Source organism: Shewanella sp. SG44-6 (genome assembly GCF_014164185.1).
GTDB classification, from domain to species: domain Bacteria; phylum Pseudomonadota; class Gammaproteobacteria; order Enterobacterales; family Shewanellaceae; genus Shewanella; species Shewanella vesiculosa.
On record NZ_JACJER010000014.1, the window covers coordinates 18,363 to 33,660 of the forward strand.

The following is a 15,298-nucleotide window of genomic DNA, read 5'->3' on the forward strand; positions in this document are numbered from 1 at the left end:
CTGTAAAAAAATGGCAACCTTCTGGTTGCCATTTTTTTGCTTTAACACTACCCATTAGCCGTGGGTGAATGTGCTATGCGCCGCGCCAATTTCGCATTTGATTGGCTTCTACAGACAGCACTACCACTTCTGAACGAGTCATCTTGTCTTGTAATGCTAATTTGTCATCATTGATGATAATCCATAGATTACCAATGCCCAGTAAAGACCACACGATTCGAGCACATGCGGTAATAAAACTCAGGTTTTGACCGTTAGGATGTTGCACTTTGAGTCGCCAAGCGCGCATACCTAAGGTTTGCCCGCCTTTACTCCAAAATATGGCATAAAATCCGCCAACACAAAGCGCTATCCAGAGTTGGTAAAATCCATGGTAAATGGGGGTGTTATTAAGAAGATCTGACACGTGTTCATGACCATTCATCGCGATAAGGCCACTGCTTTGTAAAGCAAAGAACACCCCAAAGCCCAAGGCACCAGCACACATATAAACGGCTACTGCGAGCATTGAATCATACGCCATAGCACCTAAACGTCGAATAAAACTCGCACGAGGGAAATTAGCATGATCTGAATTCAACATAGACAGTCCTTATTGATATCAAAATGATTAAATATCATCATCTTCACGAACAAATTTAATGCTACTAAAACCAAAACGTGCAAACTCGGTCTTGCGAAATTCTTTTTCTGCTTTAGCGCCTTTTTTTGACGTTAAGGCAACTTGTTGTTCCATGGCCAAAAATTTCTTTAAGTCAATCCCTTCAGCTTCAGCGGCTGCTTCATAAAGATCGCGATGTATGTCGTAGCTAAAAGCGATGGTTTTGGTTTGACCTTTAAAGGTGTAAATCACTTGGCGCGCCATGTAAACTCCTGAAATTAATGTAATTCACTGTAAAAAATAAACAATATGGTACCTAAAAATGCAGATTCTGCCTGCAAGTCGTTAAGCTATTCGTGGGGCTTTGAGATACCAAACTACAAAAGGGCAAATACAGTAAAGTTAGCGGCCTCTTGCATAGCGGTTAATTGTCCCACGTTCATCTCGTTATAACCAAGCCGATTTGCTGTAACTGGCAATAAATTTTTCACCACTAGAAACAATTGAACTTTGTTGGTTGCATTTTGTTCAATGTAAACGTTTATTAATCGAGGCGAGTGGATAGCCGCCTAGCAATTTAAGCAAGATTCGCTCAACAAACAGCAACACGATTTTAGCTGGACCTTCGGGCAGTGTTTACTGGCCATCGCTCCTGCGTTATCGGCTTTTATGCTGCATAACTTCATTCCTAAGCCCTAGTCTTATTGGCTACTGTTGCCGTTATAGACCAAACATTCACTGCAAAATAACCTTGAAACATCAACACACCCTAGGATATCTCAATCGCCGAGATCCCTAATAAAGCCGCAACGTTACTGCTTAAGTTGATTAGTAATGTCATAGAGTATTAAACGCACAGTGGTTATAAACCGATAGCAACATGGCGCGAGCTTTTATCATAAGGGTAAATATAAATAACATGCCCCAGTAGGATAGCTTTCTAATGATTGTGCTAGCTTTGCTGAGGTGGGCTCAGGTTTAAACCCTTGCTGTTGCCAATATGTTTGTGCGCCTTGCACTGCAACTAATCCAATACCATTGACCATTAATGTTTTAGCCTGATTAATTAGGTAGGTAAATAGCTGCTTACCAACACCCATACCTTGTGCATTGGGTGAGATAGCCATGTCATGTAAATACCAGCTGTTGCTCTCAATAGGCCCCTTTAATTCACGGTTCAGTGACGGGGCATCGCCTCTTTGCCACGGGTGAACAAGAGCATAAGCTAGCACATTACCTTGTTGTTCAAATACCACACAGCTAGCAGGGGAGGTTTGCCATTTACTTTGCATAACCTCAAGCGATTCTGGTGTTAGTTCAACATAACATTGCGCTTGGATCGCCATAATAGCGGGCCAATCATTAGCGGTAATTGGACGAATTGACATATCATTCTTTCGTGGTAGTTTTGAGGGCGTAATTATACTCAGAAACGGCATGAATCATAAGTATAAATCAGTGCTAGAGTAACCATAATAATAGCTATAAGGAATATCAATATAATGACAGTCAGTTTACATTCAGCCCGTAAATGTGTTTTGGCAGCGGCGATATTTACCTTAATGACCTCTTTATCATTTACCGCTTCCGCTGGGACTGAGGCATTTAAATCAGGGCCGATAATTAAGGATTATGGCAAAATAGCTGAAGTAAATAGTAGCTTAGTGATACCTGCTGGAATGAAGTTCAAAGTCGCTTTTGATTTAAGTAGTGCAGCAAAACCTGCAGAATTGAATCGTAGTATTGATACCTTAGCGCGTTTTATCAACATGCATGTGGCAGCTGGGGTTAAGCTTGAAGATATTTCAGTTGCTATGGTGGTGCATGGTAAAGCCGCGAATGATATGACCAAGGATAGTGTTTACCAGCAGCTCAATGCGGGACAAAAAAATGTCAATAAAGACTTAATTGCTCAGCTAGTTAAGCATGGCGCAAAGTTCTATGTATGTGGTCAAACCGCGGCATATTATGGCATTACCCCTGACGATTTATTGCCAGGCGTTGAGATGGCATTATCGGCGTTAACTGCCCATGCCGTGTTGGCTCATGATGGCTACAGTGTAAATCCGTTTTAATTTGCCTGTAGAATGTTGCCAGTACTAGTAGGCAATCGCATTATCGATTAAATACATCTTGCTTGGTGTATTTATCGATAATATTTTGAGTAGTACCATTTTGATTAAATTCTGCAATAGCGGCGTTGATTTGTGGTAACAAGGCTAGGTGCTCTTTACGAAGACGCATCACTAACTCGCCTTGTGTATGAATTGCCGCAAGGCTGATAGGACTGTTGAGTTTTTTAGCCCAATATAAAGCGGGTAAGTCGCCGCAGATAGCCGCATCAATTCTTTCTTTATACAGGGCTTTGATGAGATCGCGTTCTGAAACAAAATCGACCCGAGTATATTGCGCATCATCATGGTACAAATAACCACGTACCGTGCCTATTTCTTTGCCTTTAATATTGTTGATATTTTGCCAGTTTTTAGCATTTTCCTCCAAAGTAATAATATTTTCTTGGATAGCTATTATGGGATCAGATTGTACAAAAAGCGTGCCTAAATCCTTATTAGGAAACCAATCGGGGCTAACAAAGTCGAAATCTAATAAGCCGTTATCGAGGGCATAATTGGTTCTTTTTGGCGGGAAGTTATGTTTTTCAATGTCAATATTGGCTTTTGCCAGCAGTAAAGGTACCAGCTCTCCTAGTATTCCAGGCTCTTCTGCTGAGTCAGCAATATAATAAGGTACCCAACCGCTTGAGGCATTGACGTTGTACTTAAGAACTGTAGCGGCTTGAGCTGTCGAACCACAAAAAAACATCACAAAGCAAGACAGTGCTATAAAACGTTTTTTCATGGTGATTCCTTATTTTTATTTTTGTATCAAGACTATATCAACTATTGATAGTTAATAAAGGTCAAGACACAGCAAACATAAACTTGGATGTAAATTACTTGGCATTAGCATGTAAGTTTTATGGTGTTTGATCAGAGAAGTCTTTTTATTGGCTTGACTGAGTAATAAACCTTGTTCTAGTGCTAAGCGAGCGACCAGTTTTTCGTCGCCGCGAATGTACATTGAGATGGGTTTAACAATTTTATCGTCAACAATATGCTGATTAAATTGTTTTGCTGAGATGACTATACTGGATTGACCATCGCTGCCGAGTTTTAATTTTACATCTATATCGGTATCGGTGATCACCACCCACTTTTGTTCCGTCAAGGCGGCTAAAAGGCCTTTAAGTCCTGCACCGGTCGCAATAGTACTGTTGTTAGCTTGTTGATATTGATCTGCAATACAGGTTAACAAACGTTTCAGTTGAGCTCCCGCACCTTGACTTCGTGCTTGACTGATCCAAGTTGTTAAGTCGTCTGCCATGAGCTTTGAAAAGCGTTTTGTTTTTAACGACTCAACCATCCAGTTACATAAAAAATGGCTTTCTTGTGCTGGTGTTCTGACGGATTTGTGTTGTGATGCCGAAGTATTTATGGCTTCTATTCCAGCTAGCGCAAGTGTTAATAAAGCTTGGTTGTATGTTTCTGTCGTCATTTCAACTGGGTCAATAAAGTAATGTGGCGCTTAGTTTACCGTGAAGTGACTCATTGCTAAATAGATATTTGATCAGCCACTGTGCATCGATTATTACCGAGAGTAAAATTAAGGCTATTATTCTTTTTTGGGTGGAAATTGCCCCAAAATAGCGATGATAGTTTGCTGGATACTTTTCACTTTATATTCGCCACCTTGATCATAGCGATACTGACTAGTGCCACGCCAAATTAAGCGTTTACTGGCAGGGTCGATAATATCAATTTGAATCGTTTGAATTTTAGCCGTGTCACTGCCTAGAGGGATCCCCATACTTGTTCCAACGATTAACCCACCATTAGCGCCCCACGTTCCAGAGCCTAAACCAAAAGATAACCCAGAATCTTGCTCTTCGTCTTCAGTGAAAAATGCGTAACTCACTAAAAAGTCAGCATTGTCTTTAGTAAAGACATAACCTTGATTAAGTAAGGTTTGTTTAATTTCGGCATTAATACGATCAGCGGTTAACGGATCATCGGTTTGTTTTACGGTGAGCTGACTGAATGTTTTGAGTACAGAAAAATCATAATTAACATCATAATCTTGCTTGGGTTTTACCGTGCAAGATGTCAGTAATAGCAGGCTACAGATTAGGGTAATAGATTGATAATAAGCCATTTTTTGAGTAAAAAACTTACCTGAACGCTGTGGTGTTGTCATAAGACCTCCTTTAACGTGCAATAATGTACAAAATTAACTCAATTAGTATAACCTTAATATCAAGGTGTTCGATAACGACGTTAGTCGGTTCTGAGCCGTTATCAAAGCAAACTATTAATGACTATATCGTATATTTGGCATTTAACAATATTCGCTGAGGTTAAGCATTCTAATGATGGAACAGTTAAGTTTTTTTGCGGTGCCAAGCCCTTGTATCGGCGTTTGTCAGTCAGACAGTCGCGGCTACTGTATGGGCTGCCATCGTAGTCGCGATGAACGTTTTAACTGGATGACGTTTAGCGAGTTACAAAAGCAAGATGTGATCCGTTTGTGTTTACAGCGTAAACGACGTCGCCAGTATGCCATTCATAAAGCGAAACAGCTTGAGCTTCAAACCCTGCAAACCGCGCATACACCTCAATTAGATTTTGAAACCAAGATAACAGCAGACAATGAAGAAATTGATTTAAGCGGTTTTAGTGTAGATGAATAATACAGTGTTCAGTACGCTACGCTTTCATTGCTTGCCAAAATAATCTAAAACTAGCGTTCCTGTGCACATCATCGTCGCCTAAATTGGGGTTGTCGGTAAAGAATCGAATCGCCGCTAAGTACTGCCCATGGCAGTTTTCGAGTAATAAGGCATTGGGAAAGTCTGCAATAATCTGCTGTTGTTTACCTTGCTCAATCAACTCGACCACAAATCCTAAAATGCTATTCATCGCTTGCTTTCTGACGTCAGCATCAATGTCTGCTGACATCGAATATTGCAAAAAAAACAGTTGCTTTAACGGTTGTGCAATCGCCCAATCGATGGCTTTTTGCCATAGGGTGTTAGCATCTTGTTCAATATCTCCACTAAAATCAGTATTGCTGATCATATTGGTCGCAAATTCTTGTTTAATGGATAAGAACAGCTGGCTCATGATGTCTTTCTTGGTTGGAAAATGATGAAACAAGGTGCCCGTTGCCACGCCAGCCGCTTTGGCTATTGAGGCGGTCGATGTAGCATTAAAGCCTTTCTTAACAAACAGCTGTAAAGCTGAATCTAAAATGGCTTGTTTCTTATCTGTGGTCATCACTGCTTTACGGCTCATCGAATCAAGATACCTGTTGATCTAAAGTCTGTTTATAAGGAGAGAGTTGATGATTATCTGTTAAATCAGTTTGACTCTTCATTACGCTGAGCAATTATTGCTTGTCACACAATAATTGCAATGGCGATAAACCGGTGTTAACGCAAGAAAAACTTCATTAATAACCGTTGGATAATACCGCCATAAGGCGGGTGAACCAAGATACCACTATTTATTTTACCGCTGTGTAGAATGGTTTTAGCGTGGCTAAAGGTTAAAAAACCTTCTTTGCCGTGGTAGTGCCCCATACCTGATGGACCAATGCCACCAAAGGGCGCATCATCGGCGGCAACATGAAATACCGTATCGTTAATGCATACACCACCAGAATGAGTGTGAGCTAATATTTTTTGTTGAGTTTGTGGCTCAAAACTCATCACATATAAGGCTAATGGACGATCGTTTTTATTGATGTAAGCCATCGCTTCATCAATCGACTGGTAGCTAATAATCGGTAATAAAGGTCCAAAGATCTCGTCTTGCATAATCAGCATATCATCAGTGGTATTAGTCACTAGTTGAGTGGCTATTTTCCGCTGTGTTGTTGATATTGGGCCTGTAATGGCGGAAGTGATGCTTGCACCTTTGGCTTTTGCATCGTCTAACACTTTGATTAGGCGATGGTACTGACGATCATTAATGATATTACCGTAGTCTGGGTTGGTGTCGAAGTTAGGGTACATTTTATTAAATCGACGTTGGTAAGCGGCAATAAATGCCTCAACTTTTTCTGCTGGGCATAAGACATAGTCAGGGGCGACACATATTTGCCCCGCATTTAAGCACTTACCAAAAATAAGTCGCTCTACTGCTGTGTCTATTGGCATATCTGGAGCAATGATCGCTGGCGATTTGCCCCCTAGCTCTAAGGTGACTGGGGTTAAGTTATTCGCTGCGGCGCGCATAACATGGCGGCCAACAACGCTAGAACCGGTAAACAGAATATGGTCAAACGGTAATCCTGAAAACACCGCGGCCACATCGGCTTCACCTTCAACGACTGCAACTTCTGTAGGGTCAAATATTGTTGCCAACATCTGACTTAATACCGCATTCGTTGCCGGAGTGAACTCAGACATTTTGAGCATTGCGCCATTACCGGCGGCAATGGCGGTGATTAGCGGACCCATTGATAACATGACCGGGAAGTTCCACGGCACTATGATGCCTATCACGCCTAATGGCTGATATTGCACCGAAACTTTAGACGGCGACAGTAATAAACCGGCATGGCGTCGACTGGGTTTCATCCATGATTTAAGCTGTTTGATGGTGTAATTGATGTTATTTACACAAGGCATAATATCGGAAATGATAGTGTCATTTGGCGATCTATGACCGTAATCATTGATTAAGGCATCGATAATAGCTTGCTGGTTATCGAGTAATGCATGTTTTAGACGAGTTAATTTATCGACTCGTGATTGATAATCAGGTGCTGGATTAGACTGGAAACGCGCGCGTTGATCGGCTAGTGATTGTTGTAGTTGTGTTTCAATATTATCAACGGCCATATTCATATTTTGTCTCCAACAAAAATAACGATGTTGGTTTATTGAGTGTCATGTTGAACAACTCAATAAACCGACTGATTAGTCGGTCTAATGTTAGGTTGTTTTTTGATCTAAAGCAAGTTTTCGGTTTTGATTTGACTTTGATCACTAAGTGACTCTTTAATATTGACTATACTTAATTTCAATGCTGAACATATCTTTAAACGTGGGGTGTTATTCAGCGTTGATGAAACTTATATTGGTGAAACGAAACAGAGTGTGTTTATCTGGTATGTAATGTTTAGCAAATGATATGGAGGAAGATAATATGCGTACTCGTAATATTTTATGGCCTACCGATTTTTCTGATACGGCGTCACATGCATTACGTTATGCCATTGAAATGGCAAATTTATACCAAGTTGGGATTCGTATTGTGCACGTAGTTGATCAGCCTTTTGGTGATGAAAATTATATGGTACTTGCGATTACTCCCGAAGAGTTAGCTAAAAGTATGGAAGAAGCGGCTGCGAGTCGAATGCATGAACTGCTTGGGCAGCTAAATACTAATTTAAAAATTGAAACGGTTATCCGCCGTGGCGATGCGATTACCGAAATTTTAGCCGAAGCCAATAAAGGTGATATTGGTATGGTAGTAATTGCCAGTCATGGCAGAAGCGGGTTGGCTCATTTTTTACATGATAATGTAGCCGAAGCCATTGCCAATAAAGCTGATTGCCCGGTATTAGTGGTTAAATAGCATGGCTTGTTGAAGCTGGCTAGGGTATTACCAAACGATGCTTTTAATCTGCTTAAAAGCTAGAGCCGGGTTGAGTTAAAAATTCGATTTCGGCAGTTGTAGAGTCGCGCCCTAATATTTTATTTCGATGTGGATAACGATTAAATTGCGCGATAATAGCTTGATGTTGCTGTTGGCTGGGCAGATTATTGGGCGCAAATTGCTCAAATAATGGCAAGCCTTGTTGGTGGATTATCATTGATTCACTATGCATGTAGGGCATGATTAAAAAGCCCGCCTGTTGTGTTGGTAACTGAGCTAAACAACCTAATGTTACAGCTTCTTGTGCAAGTACTAACGCGATATTGTCAGCGGCAAATGCCGCTGGGGTATCGCGATGAATATTTCGTGAAAATTGGTCTAGCACGATAATTTCAGCTAATCGGCTTTGAGCATTAGTACGCCAATGTTGTAATTCACCTTTTACGGCTGCATCAAGCGTGGTGCTAAAAGCTTGTTTTATCTGCAAATCAAGCGCTAAATCCTTTATCCACCATTGCTTAGAGGATAGTTGCACAAACCAAAAATCAATTACATGGTCTGGGGTAACACTTGTTATTATTTGATTCATTTTGCTAAATCCAATTGCGGTTATCGTGACTCGTTGCATTAAGTGATCGTGTAATAATCAGTTCGGCCACTTGTATTGGTATATATGGGAACACCACACTGCCACTGGCTAATCCAACTTCAACATATGCTAGTTTAGCCTGTTTTTGGCTTTGAGTTTGAGTAATCGAAACGTGTTGAACTTTTTCAAATGTGACTCGTTTCCATTGTTGACCTAAAAAGCCACTGTGCTGCCAAATCACCTGTTCTGCTACGACATAACCCCACTGTTTATAGCGGATAAACAGTGCAACTATTACCATGATGGCGGCAAACCAAATCACTTCAAAAAAACCAAGGCTTTGATTGCCATAATACCCCATGATACTGATTACACTGGCTAGGGTCAGTGGCAGCGCGATTCTTCTGGTTAGCCAATTAACATGAATAGGCGAGTAACTGTTGGGCAGTGCGCTTGCTCCACCGCTGAGGTGAGGTATTTTTGCCAAAAGAGATTCTATTTCAGCTGACTTAACGCTTGGAACTAACATGTGTTGCTTGGTCTTATGTTCAACCTCATGGCCTTTGACTTGTTTGAAGTATAAGGTCCATCGGTTAAATAAACGTGCAATGATAGGTTGTTGAACATGCACTAATTGAATACGCCTTATAGCCAAGGCATCTTGTTGATGTGAAATCACACCGCCACTGCGCTGTAAAGTATCATCATGTTTGTCGAGCTGATATGGATGATATTTTAAGATTGCCGCGATAATTGAAATTAACGAAAACAAGCTGTAAACCCCAAACAACACCACTATGACCATGATGGTTTGTAGGCCAATATTTTGATGGGTTTGTTGTTGGGCCCATAGCCAAAATTGCTGCGCCACTGGTGAGTCAAATATGTTATCCCAATTGACTTGGCCTGCTATGGGGCCGGCAATGACTGCAAACCAAATAAAGTTGTTTTGATAAAAGCCAAATAACACTAAATCCCATAAACTTTTACGCACGACAGTCTGGGAGGTATCTGCGCTATCTTGTTCGTTAACCTGTGAATGTTCACTTGTTGATAGTGTTTTTGCGTGGGGTAAATTTAGCAGCAAACGTTTTAGGGTTTGCGCTTGTTGGGTATCTAAAGCCGCTAAGTGAGCCTCATCATTCTTAGATCCTGCAGTTTCAATTACTAAGGTTCCAAGTGACAGTGGCTTAAAATAAAAGGGTTGTTCATAACGAATATTTTGAATACGGCTAAGGGGGATTTCATCTTTTTTAGTAAACAATAAGCCGCGTTTTACTTCAAGTTGATGGTTATTCAGACGAAAGCGAAATTTACGCCATTCTATTATTGCCAATAATGTCACCAGCAATAATAGTATGCCAGACGCCAATATGCCCCATTGCATATCAAAACCTTGTTTCCATCCAGTGTAAACAATGGGCACAATAGCAAAGCCATTGCTAAGGATGCTTTTTAAGGTACTGAAAATATTACTGACGATAGACCACGCTGACAGTGCTTGCCATTGCTGTAAATCACTTGCGATATTGATGTTATCGGTTAGCGTATGATTAATATCGCTGCGTGCTGCATCAACTGGTTGAACAGTGACAACGGCTTCCGTTCCATGCGGCTGATGGTTATCTGCTGTTGATGGCTTATTCATTATGGTTATCCTGTTGCGCAGGATAAATGGATAAAGTATCAGTTTCTTGGTTAGGTGCCCTTGTTTCAACCATATCATCTTCGGCGATGTCTGACGGGTGACTCGCTGCCGCTTGGCTTAATAAGTGTTGGCGTAAATGTTCAGCTAAATCAGCATTGATGCCTGGTAAATCTATTTCAGCTAATCCACTGCCAGCACTAAAGCATTTTAAGGTGACCAAGTTGTATTTTCGCTCAAGAGGTCCCTGAGACAAATTAACATGTTGCAGCCGAGTATAGGGCAGCGCTGTTGTCGATATCCAAAATAATCCTTCACGCAGCACCATTTCATGTTTAAACAATCCATAAGCAATTTTGCTGGCTTTGAGGTGGATAAGTTTAATGATTATAGCGGCCAACAAGGTTGCTGAAACTAGCCCTAGTAGGGCTATCATTAATGGCAGCGGTTGAGCGATTAATTGAAATACACTTAATAGCGATAAGGTAACCACTGCTATAAGCGTACTAATGATGAGCAATAGCTTAGGATAGTTAGCATCAATATTGCTCAGTGGTAAGTCGGCCAGCTGAATGTAATCGGCTTGAGATAAACGTCGGCCATGATCATAAATATTTGTTGATGATTCTTTTTCTGCTGACAATTTTTCTGCGGATAATATAGCGGTATCGCTTATTATTGCAGGCTCATTGATTGGTGGTTGCTCGAATGGGCTCTTCACGTGCGGTGGAGTATCCATGTTTGTTCGCTGTCCATGTCTGCTATTTCTATTATTAAAAACTATAACTAGATTGTCGTGACTTAGGTAGTGTTAATCATCTTAGGTATCGATAAATCAATGCCGTGGCTTAACAATCAGTAATTAATTATGCAGTAATAAAGCCACTCCAGTAATAGTGCTTGCGTGACGGGCTATTGATACAGTAATTTCAACTGAGTGATATAGAGACAATAGGGCGTGTAAAAGATGTTTTCAAATAATTACGTGATCAATAAATCGCAAAAAGCATTTTTACGGAAATTATATTTAGCGCATTTGCTTGATGAAGAACAGCACAACTTATTAAGCCTGCAAAAACTGACTCAGATGCCCAGAAGAACATTGCAAGATGCAATAGCGGCATTTGTCGATATTGGGATTGAAGTGGACTTTGTGCAACAAGGCCAACGTCATAATGATGGTTATTATCGCATATCAACCTGGGGACCAATTAGCAGTGCTTGGGTTAATAGTCATTTTGAGCAGATTAAACAACATATTGAGACGATTGCTGAGCTTGAAAGGGTAAGTTAGGCTATTTTTACAGCAATAATGAGTTGTTAAAAGGGCTATTCATGGCAATAAAGATAATGTTATTCAATGCACAAGGTCTATTATTATCTCAAGGAGATGAGGCCCTTATGGCTGAATATGACCCACAACAGCATTTAATATGGGTCGATATTACCAGTCAACATAGCCAAGCATTTTTTAAGCAATATCCTTACTTTGGTATCGATCATCTCGATTTTGAAGACGCACAACGTGAACGTCATCCTCCGCAGTTTGAAGAATATGAGACACATTCATACTTGCTCACCCATGAGCTTATGGACCGAGAAGAGTATCTTCTGCTTGAACGCAGCCAGTTACTACTGCATGTAAATGATCACTTTTTAGTCACTCAACATATTAAACCGTCAGTCAGTGTCAGTAAGGTTACCCAACGGATCTGTGAGCATGGTCAGCTTGATAATGCTGATATGAGTCAAGTGTGCTTTGATCTCATGCGCCAAATTGTGGTTGATTACTTAGCTGTGATGTTAGCGTTAGAAGAGCGTTTAAGTGACATAGAAGATGAGATTTTTGAGGTGTCATCTGATGATTTACTGGCAGAGTTAATCGGTTATAGCAGTAAATTACAAAAAGCAAAACGTTCATTCAGTTATCTCGAAGAGATATTGCAACAATTGCTTCGCGATGACAGCCATCAACATATTAAGATGGATTATCAACAGCTAAGCTATTTATATAATCAGTTTGAGCGATTATCCAGTCGTGCCAGTCTTTATCAAGGCTTAGTGGATAGCCTCATTAATGGCTTTATTTCGGTGAGTGCTCATAAAACCAATCGGGTCATGATGACATTAACCCTAGTTACCGCCGTTTTTTTACCGTTAACCTTAGTGGCGGGTATTTACGGAATGAATTTTGATAATATGCCTGAATTAAAATGGCGCTTTGGCTATTTTGCGGTATTGATCCTAATGGCTGTTATTGCGGTATCAGGTTTATGGATTGCCAAGATTAAGCGTTGGTATTAACTAGGCTGAGTGATAAGAGGGTAATTGAGGTGGCAGGATTTCAACATGGGTTAGATTTCGGTGGGTCCCAAGACGGCTTAACCCAAGATTATGTTGTCGAGCCATCGGCTAAAAATCCAATTAGCCCCCCAGTTACTTGGATTAAAGGTTTTCTATCGCCCAAGCAACAGCAGTTATTGCTCAATGAAGTGAATCAATATCCATTAGAGCGGGTTTCAATTGAGGTATACGGTAAACAGCATCTGACTCCTCGAACCCAAGTGTGGTTTGGTGATCCTGGATGCGATTAGCATTATTCTAAATTACACATTACCGCATTACCTTGGCCCAGAGTCCTGAGCCGATTACGTGCCAAATTACTTAATGATCATCAAATAGACACTAATTCAGTATTGGTTAATCGTTATGCTGATGGCCATGATTGTATGGGCTGGCACAGTGATGATGAACCTGAGATTGTCAGCGGTTCTGCTATCGCCTCTGTTACTTTAGGCGCCTGTAGAGACTTTGTTGTGCGTCACAAAAACACTAAAATAAAAGTGAATTTTGCACTTGGATCTGGCGATTTACTCATTATGCATCCCAGTATGCAGCAAGACTGGCAACATGCTTTACCTAAACGCCTTAAGGTGGTTGAACCGCGTATTAATTTTACTTTTCGACAAATTATCCCTAATTACTATGGTTAACAGATATCGTTAATGGCCATAGCTAAAAGCGAAAGGCCTAGAGGCTAGGACGCTGCGCGGCTAGATGCTATAGAATCTCAGCAGCTAAGCAGTCTCTATCCCAGAGATGACAAGCGATATCGAGTCAAATTGAAGTGCTGTATCCGCGTAGCGAACTAGCAGCGAAGCGACTCTAGAACCTCGAAGACCGAAGGTCGAGCTAGTTTGAGAATATCGCTAAAATGGATCATTATTGAACCGTTAACCGCTATGTCTACGTACTCATTAGCATTAGTACAAACTGTGGTAATGAATAGATGAATAATGCTGGTGGGCAAACTTTCGAAGACTCGAACCTACAATCGACGTCCCAATCTACTGTCAATGCACTTTATTGGTTAGGTGATGATCTGCGGGTAGCAGATAATGCCATTTTTGCAGATATCGCCCTGCATGCACAACAGTTGATGGTGGTGTACTGCATCGACCCTAGCTGGTTTCGTCAAGCTCAATATCAGGCTGAGTATGTTGGTAAGTACCGACTGCGTTTTTTACTGGAGTCATTACGGGCTTTAGACGAAACGTTGAATCAATATGGTCAACAGGTGCATATTGTTTATGCCTCAGCGCAAAAATCGTTACCCTATATAATTCAAACTCATAATATTTCAAGGGTATACCGTAGTAACCATAGTGGTGCCGATGAGCAAACGGCTTGGCAAGTGATTCAGCAGCAATGCCCCAATGTTGAATATTCGACTATTACTACGCAAACGCTGTTTGAGCTGCAGCAACTGCCTTTTGAATTAGCCGATCTGGCTGCGACATTCAGCCAGTTTCGTAAAAAGGTCGACAACGTTAATATCAGCCCAGCCACTGATGCAGTATCTTGGCTCCCGCCTATGGTTGCACTTAAGCAACAAGACAAACAACTTCAGTCTTGGCTGGCTTATCCTAGTTGGTTGCCACAAACCCAAACGATGAACAATGTCTTTTGCGGTGGTGAAGCACAAGGAAAATTGCAATTAGACAGTTACTTTTCGTCAAATTTAGCCCATAACTATAAAGCCGTACGCAACGAACTTGATGGCTGGGAATGCTCAACAAAGTTTTCGCCTTGGTTAGCCAATGGTTGCTTATCGGCAAGACAAGTCGTGGTAGCATTAAAGCAATTTGAGTTGCAACAAGGAGCTAACGAATCGACCGAGTGTATTTTGTATGAGCTGCTTTGGCGTGAGTATTTCCATTTTTACGCGCATAAATTCAATACGCTGGTGTTTAGATTTTCAGGCATTAATGGGCGTAAACCATTAACCAGTTTTTACGCCCAACGCATTCAAGCTTGGAAAACCGCCACTACACCTTATCCGTTTGTGAATGCATTGATGAAGCAGTTAAATGACACTGGCTATATGTCAAACCGCGGCAGGCAAATTGTAGCAAGTTGCTTGGTCAATGAACTGCAATGTGATTGGCGTTATGGGGCGGCGTATTTTCAACAGCAATTAATTGATTATGATCCAGCTGTGAATTGGGGCAATTGGCAGTATCTAGCCGGAGTTGGCGCCGACCCACGCGGTTCGAGACGTTTTAATCTGCAAAAACAGCAGCAGACATACGATCCACAAGGATTATTTATTAATGCATGGTTGGGACGTGAGGCATTACAGCAACATGATGAGAGCCATGCGTTATATTGTATCGATAGTGTCGATATAACCGATTGGCCAAGGAGTTAATGTCAGTTCAACTTGAGAAAGCTGTGCTCAAACGTTAACTTTTACCCTGCTTGTTTGACCTTTATTCGGCAAACCAGTACCCTGCGAT

Annotated in this window: 19 protein-coding genes; 8 read left to right on the forward strand and 11 right to left on the reverse strand. The window is 41.1% G+C overall.

Annotated features, from left to right (window positions below):
- Positions 1-73 precede the first annotated feature (73 nt).
- The 3 genes from H5185_RS04330 to H5185_RS04340 form a co-directional block, all read right to left on the reverse strand.
- On the reverse strand, positions 74-583 hold the full coding sequence (locus H5185_RS04330) for an RDD family protein (RefSeq protein WP_124015652.1): 510 nt from the start codon (positions 581-583) through the stop codon (positions 74-76).
- Between the two features lie 27 nt (positions 584-610).
- Positions 611-865 (reverse strand): DUF2960 domain-containing protein, encoded by a 255-nt coding sequence (locus H5185_RS04335; RefSeq protein WP_124015653.1) that lies wholly within the window; start codon positions 863-865, stop codon positions 611-613.
- Between the two features lie 632 nt (positions 866-1,497).
- A complete protein-coding gene (locus H5185_RS04340; RefSeq protein ID WP_182741452.1) occupies positions 1,498-1,989 on the reverse strand; it encodes a GNAT family N-acetyltransferase in 492 nt (163 codons plus the stop codon).
- A 114-nt stretch (positions 1,990-2,103) separates the two neighbouring features.
- On the opposite strand from H5185_RS04340, the gene H5185_RS04345 reads away from it, so the two are divergent.
- Positions 2,104-2,676 carry a DsrE family protein gene (locus H5185_RS04345; RefSeq protein ID WP_182741453.1) on the forward strand — a complete coding sequence of 191 codons (573 nt, stop codon included), beginning with the start codon at positions 2,104-2,106 and terminating at the stop codon, positions 2,674-2,676.
- A gap of 40 nt (positions 2,677-2,716) precedes the next feature.
- On the opposite strand, the gene H5185_RS04350 is transcribed toward H5185_RS04345, so the two are convergent.
- The 3 genes from H5185_RS04350 to H5185_RS04360 form a co-directional block, all read right to left on the reverse strand.
- A complete protein-coding gene (locus H5185_RS04350; protein WP_182741454.1) occupies positions 2,717-3,460 on the reverse strand; it encodes an ABC transporter substrate-binding protein in 744 nt (247 codons plus the stop codon).
- A gap of 51 nt (positions 3,461-3,511) precedes the next feature.
- Positions 3,512-4,156 (reverse strand): DUF2913 family protein, encoded by a 645-nt coding sequence (locus H5185_RS04355; RefSeq protein WP_182697835.1) that lies wholly within the window; start codon positions 4,154-4,156, stop codon positions 3,512-3,514.
- Between the two features lie 117 nt (positions 4,157-4,273).
- The gene (locus H5185_RS04360) at positions 4,274-4,813 is read right to left on the reverse strand and encodes a DUF4136 domain-containing protein (RefSeq protein WP_259396160.1); all 540 of its coding nucleotides are present in this window, start codon (positions 4,811-4,813) and stop codon (positions 4,274-4,276) included.
- Positions 4,814-5,030: 217 nt separating this feature from the next.
- On the opposite strand from H5185_RS04360, the gene H5185_RS04365 reads away from it, so the two are divergent.
- Positions 5,031-5,348, forward strand: a complete 318-nt coding sequence (locus H5185_RS04365) for a DUF1289 domain-containing protein (protein WP_182741466.1) — start codon at positions 5,031-5,033, stop codon at positions 5,346-5,348.
- Between the two features lie 16 nt (positions 5,349-5,364).
- Here H5185_RS04365 and H5185_RS04370 read toward each other — a convergent pair whose 3' ends face one another.
- Both H5185_RS04370 and H5185_RS04375 read right to left on the reverse strand, forming a co-directional pair.
- Positions 5,365-5,952, reverse strand: a complete 588-nt coding sequence (locus tag H5185_RS04370) for a TetR/AcrR family transcriptional regulator (protein ID WP_259396157.1) — start codon at positions 5,950-5,952, stop codon at positions 5,365-5,367.
- Positions 5,953-6,089: 137 nt separating this feature from the next.
- Positions 6,090-7,511 (reverse strand): coniferyl aldehyde dehydrogenase, encoded by a 1,422-nt coding sequence (locus tag H5185_RS04375; RefSeq protein WP_182741456.1) that lies wholly within the window; start codon positions 7,509-7,511, stop codon positions 6,090-6,092.
- 301 nt (positions 7,512-7,812) lie between these two features.
- On the opposite strand from H5185_RS04375, the gene H5185_RS04380 reads away from it, so the two are divergent.
- A complete protein-coding gene (locus tag H5185_RS04380) occupies positions 7,813-8,244 on the forward strand; it encodes a universal stress protein (protein ID WP_124015659.1) in 432 nt (143 codons plus the stop codon).
- A gap of 52 nt (positions 8,245-8,296) precedes the next feature.
- Here the strand turns inward: H5185_RS04380 and H5185_RS04385 are convergent, their stop codons facing one another.
- The 3 genes from H5185_RS04385 to H5185_RS04395 are packed head-to-tail and all read right to left on the reverse strand — an operon-like array spanning position 8,297 to position 11,238.
- Positions 8,297-8,854, reverse strand: a complete 558-nt coding sequence (locus tag H5185_RS04385) for a DUF924 family protein (RefSeq protein WP_182741457.1) — start codon at positions 8,852-8,854, stop codon at positions 8,297-8,299.
- Between the two features lie 4 nt (positions 8,855-8,858).
- Positions 8,859-10,502: a PH domain-containing protein gene (locus tag H5185_RS04390; RefSeq protein WP_182741458.1), complete on the reverse strand. Its 1,644-nt coding sequence runs from the start codon at positions 10,500-10,502 to the stop codon at positions 8,859-8,861.
- Positions 10,495-11,238: a PH domain-containing protein gene (locus tag H5185_RS04395; RefSeq protein WP_182741459.1), complete on the reverse strand. Its 744-nt coding sequence runs from the start codon at positions 11,236-11,238 to the stop codon at positions 10,495-10,497. The genes H5185_RS04390 and H5185_RS04395 overlap by 8 nt, the downstream gene beginning before the upstream one ends.
- 228 nt (positions 11,239-11,466) lie before the next feature.
- Between H5185_RS04395 and H5185_RS04400 the strand changes: the two genes are divergently transcribed.
- The 5 genes from H5185_RS04400 (at position 11,467) to H5185_RS04415 (ending at position 15,210) form a co-directional block, all read left to right on the forward strand.
- A complete protein-coding gene (locus H5185_RS04400) occupies positions 11,467-11,793 on the forward strand; it encodes a winged helix-turn-helix domain-containing protein (RefSeq protein WP_182741460.1) in 327 nt (108 codons plus the stop codon).
- Between the two features lie 41 nt (positions 11,794-11,834).
- Entirely contained in the window at positions 11,835-12,803 is a 969-nt protein-coding gene (locus H5185_RS04405) for a magnesium transporter CorA family protein (protein WP_182722060.1), read from the forward strand.
- A gap of 29 nt (positions 12,804-12,832) precedes the next feature.
- Entirely contained in the window at positions 12,833-13,093 is a 261-nt protein-coding gene (locus H5185_RS22870; RefSeq protein WP_259396158.1) for a hypothetical protein, read from the forward strand.
- An 18-nt stretch (positions 13,094-13,111) separates the two neighbouring features.
- The gene (locus H5185_RS22875; RefSeq protein ID WP_310741656.1) at positions 13,112-13,492 is read left to right on the forward strand and encodes an alpha-ketoglutarate-dependent dioxygenase AlkB; all 381 of its coding nucleotides are present in this window, start codon (positions 13,112-13,114) and stop codon (positions 13,490-13,492) included.
- Positions 13,493-13,788: 296 nt separating this feature from the next.
- The gene (locus tag H5185_RS04415) at positions 13,789-15,210 is read left to right on the forward strand and encodes a DASH family cryptochrome (RefSeq protein ID WP_182741461.1); all 1,422 of its coding nucleotides are present in this window, start codon (positions 13,789-13,791) and stop codon (positions 15,208-15,210) included.
- Positions 15,211-15,298: the final 88 nt, after the last annotated feature.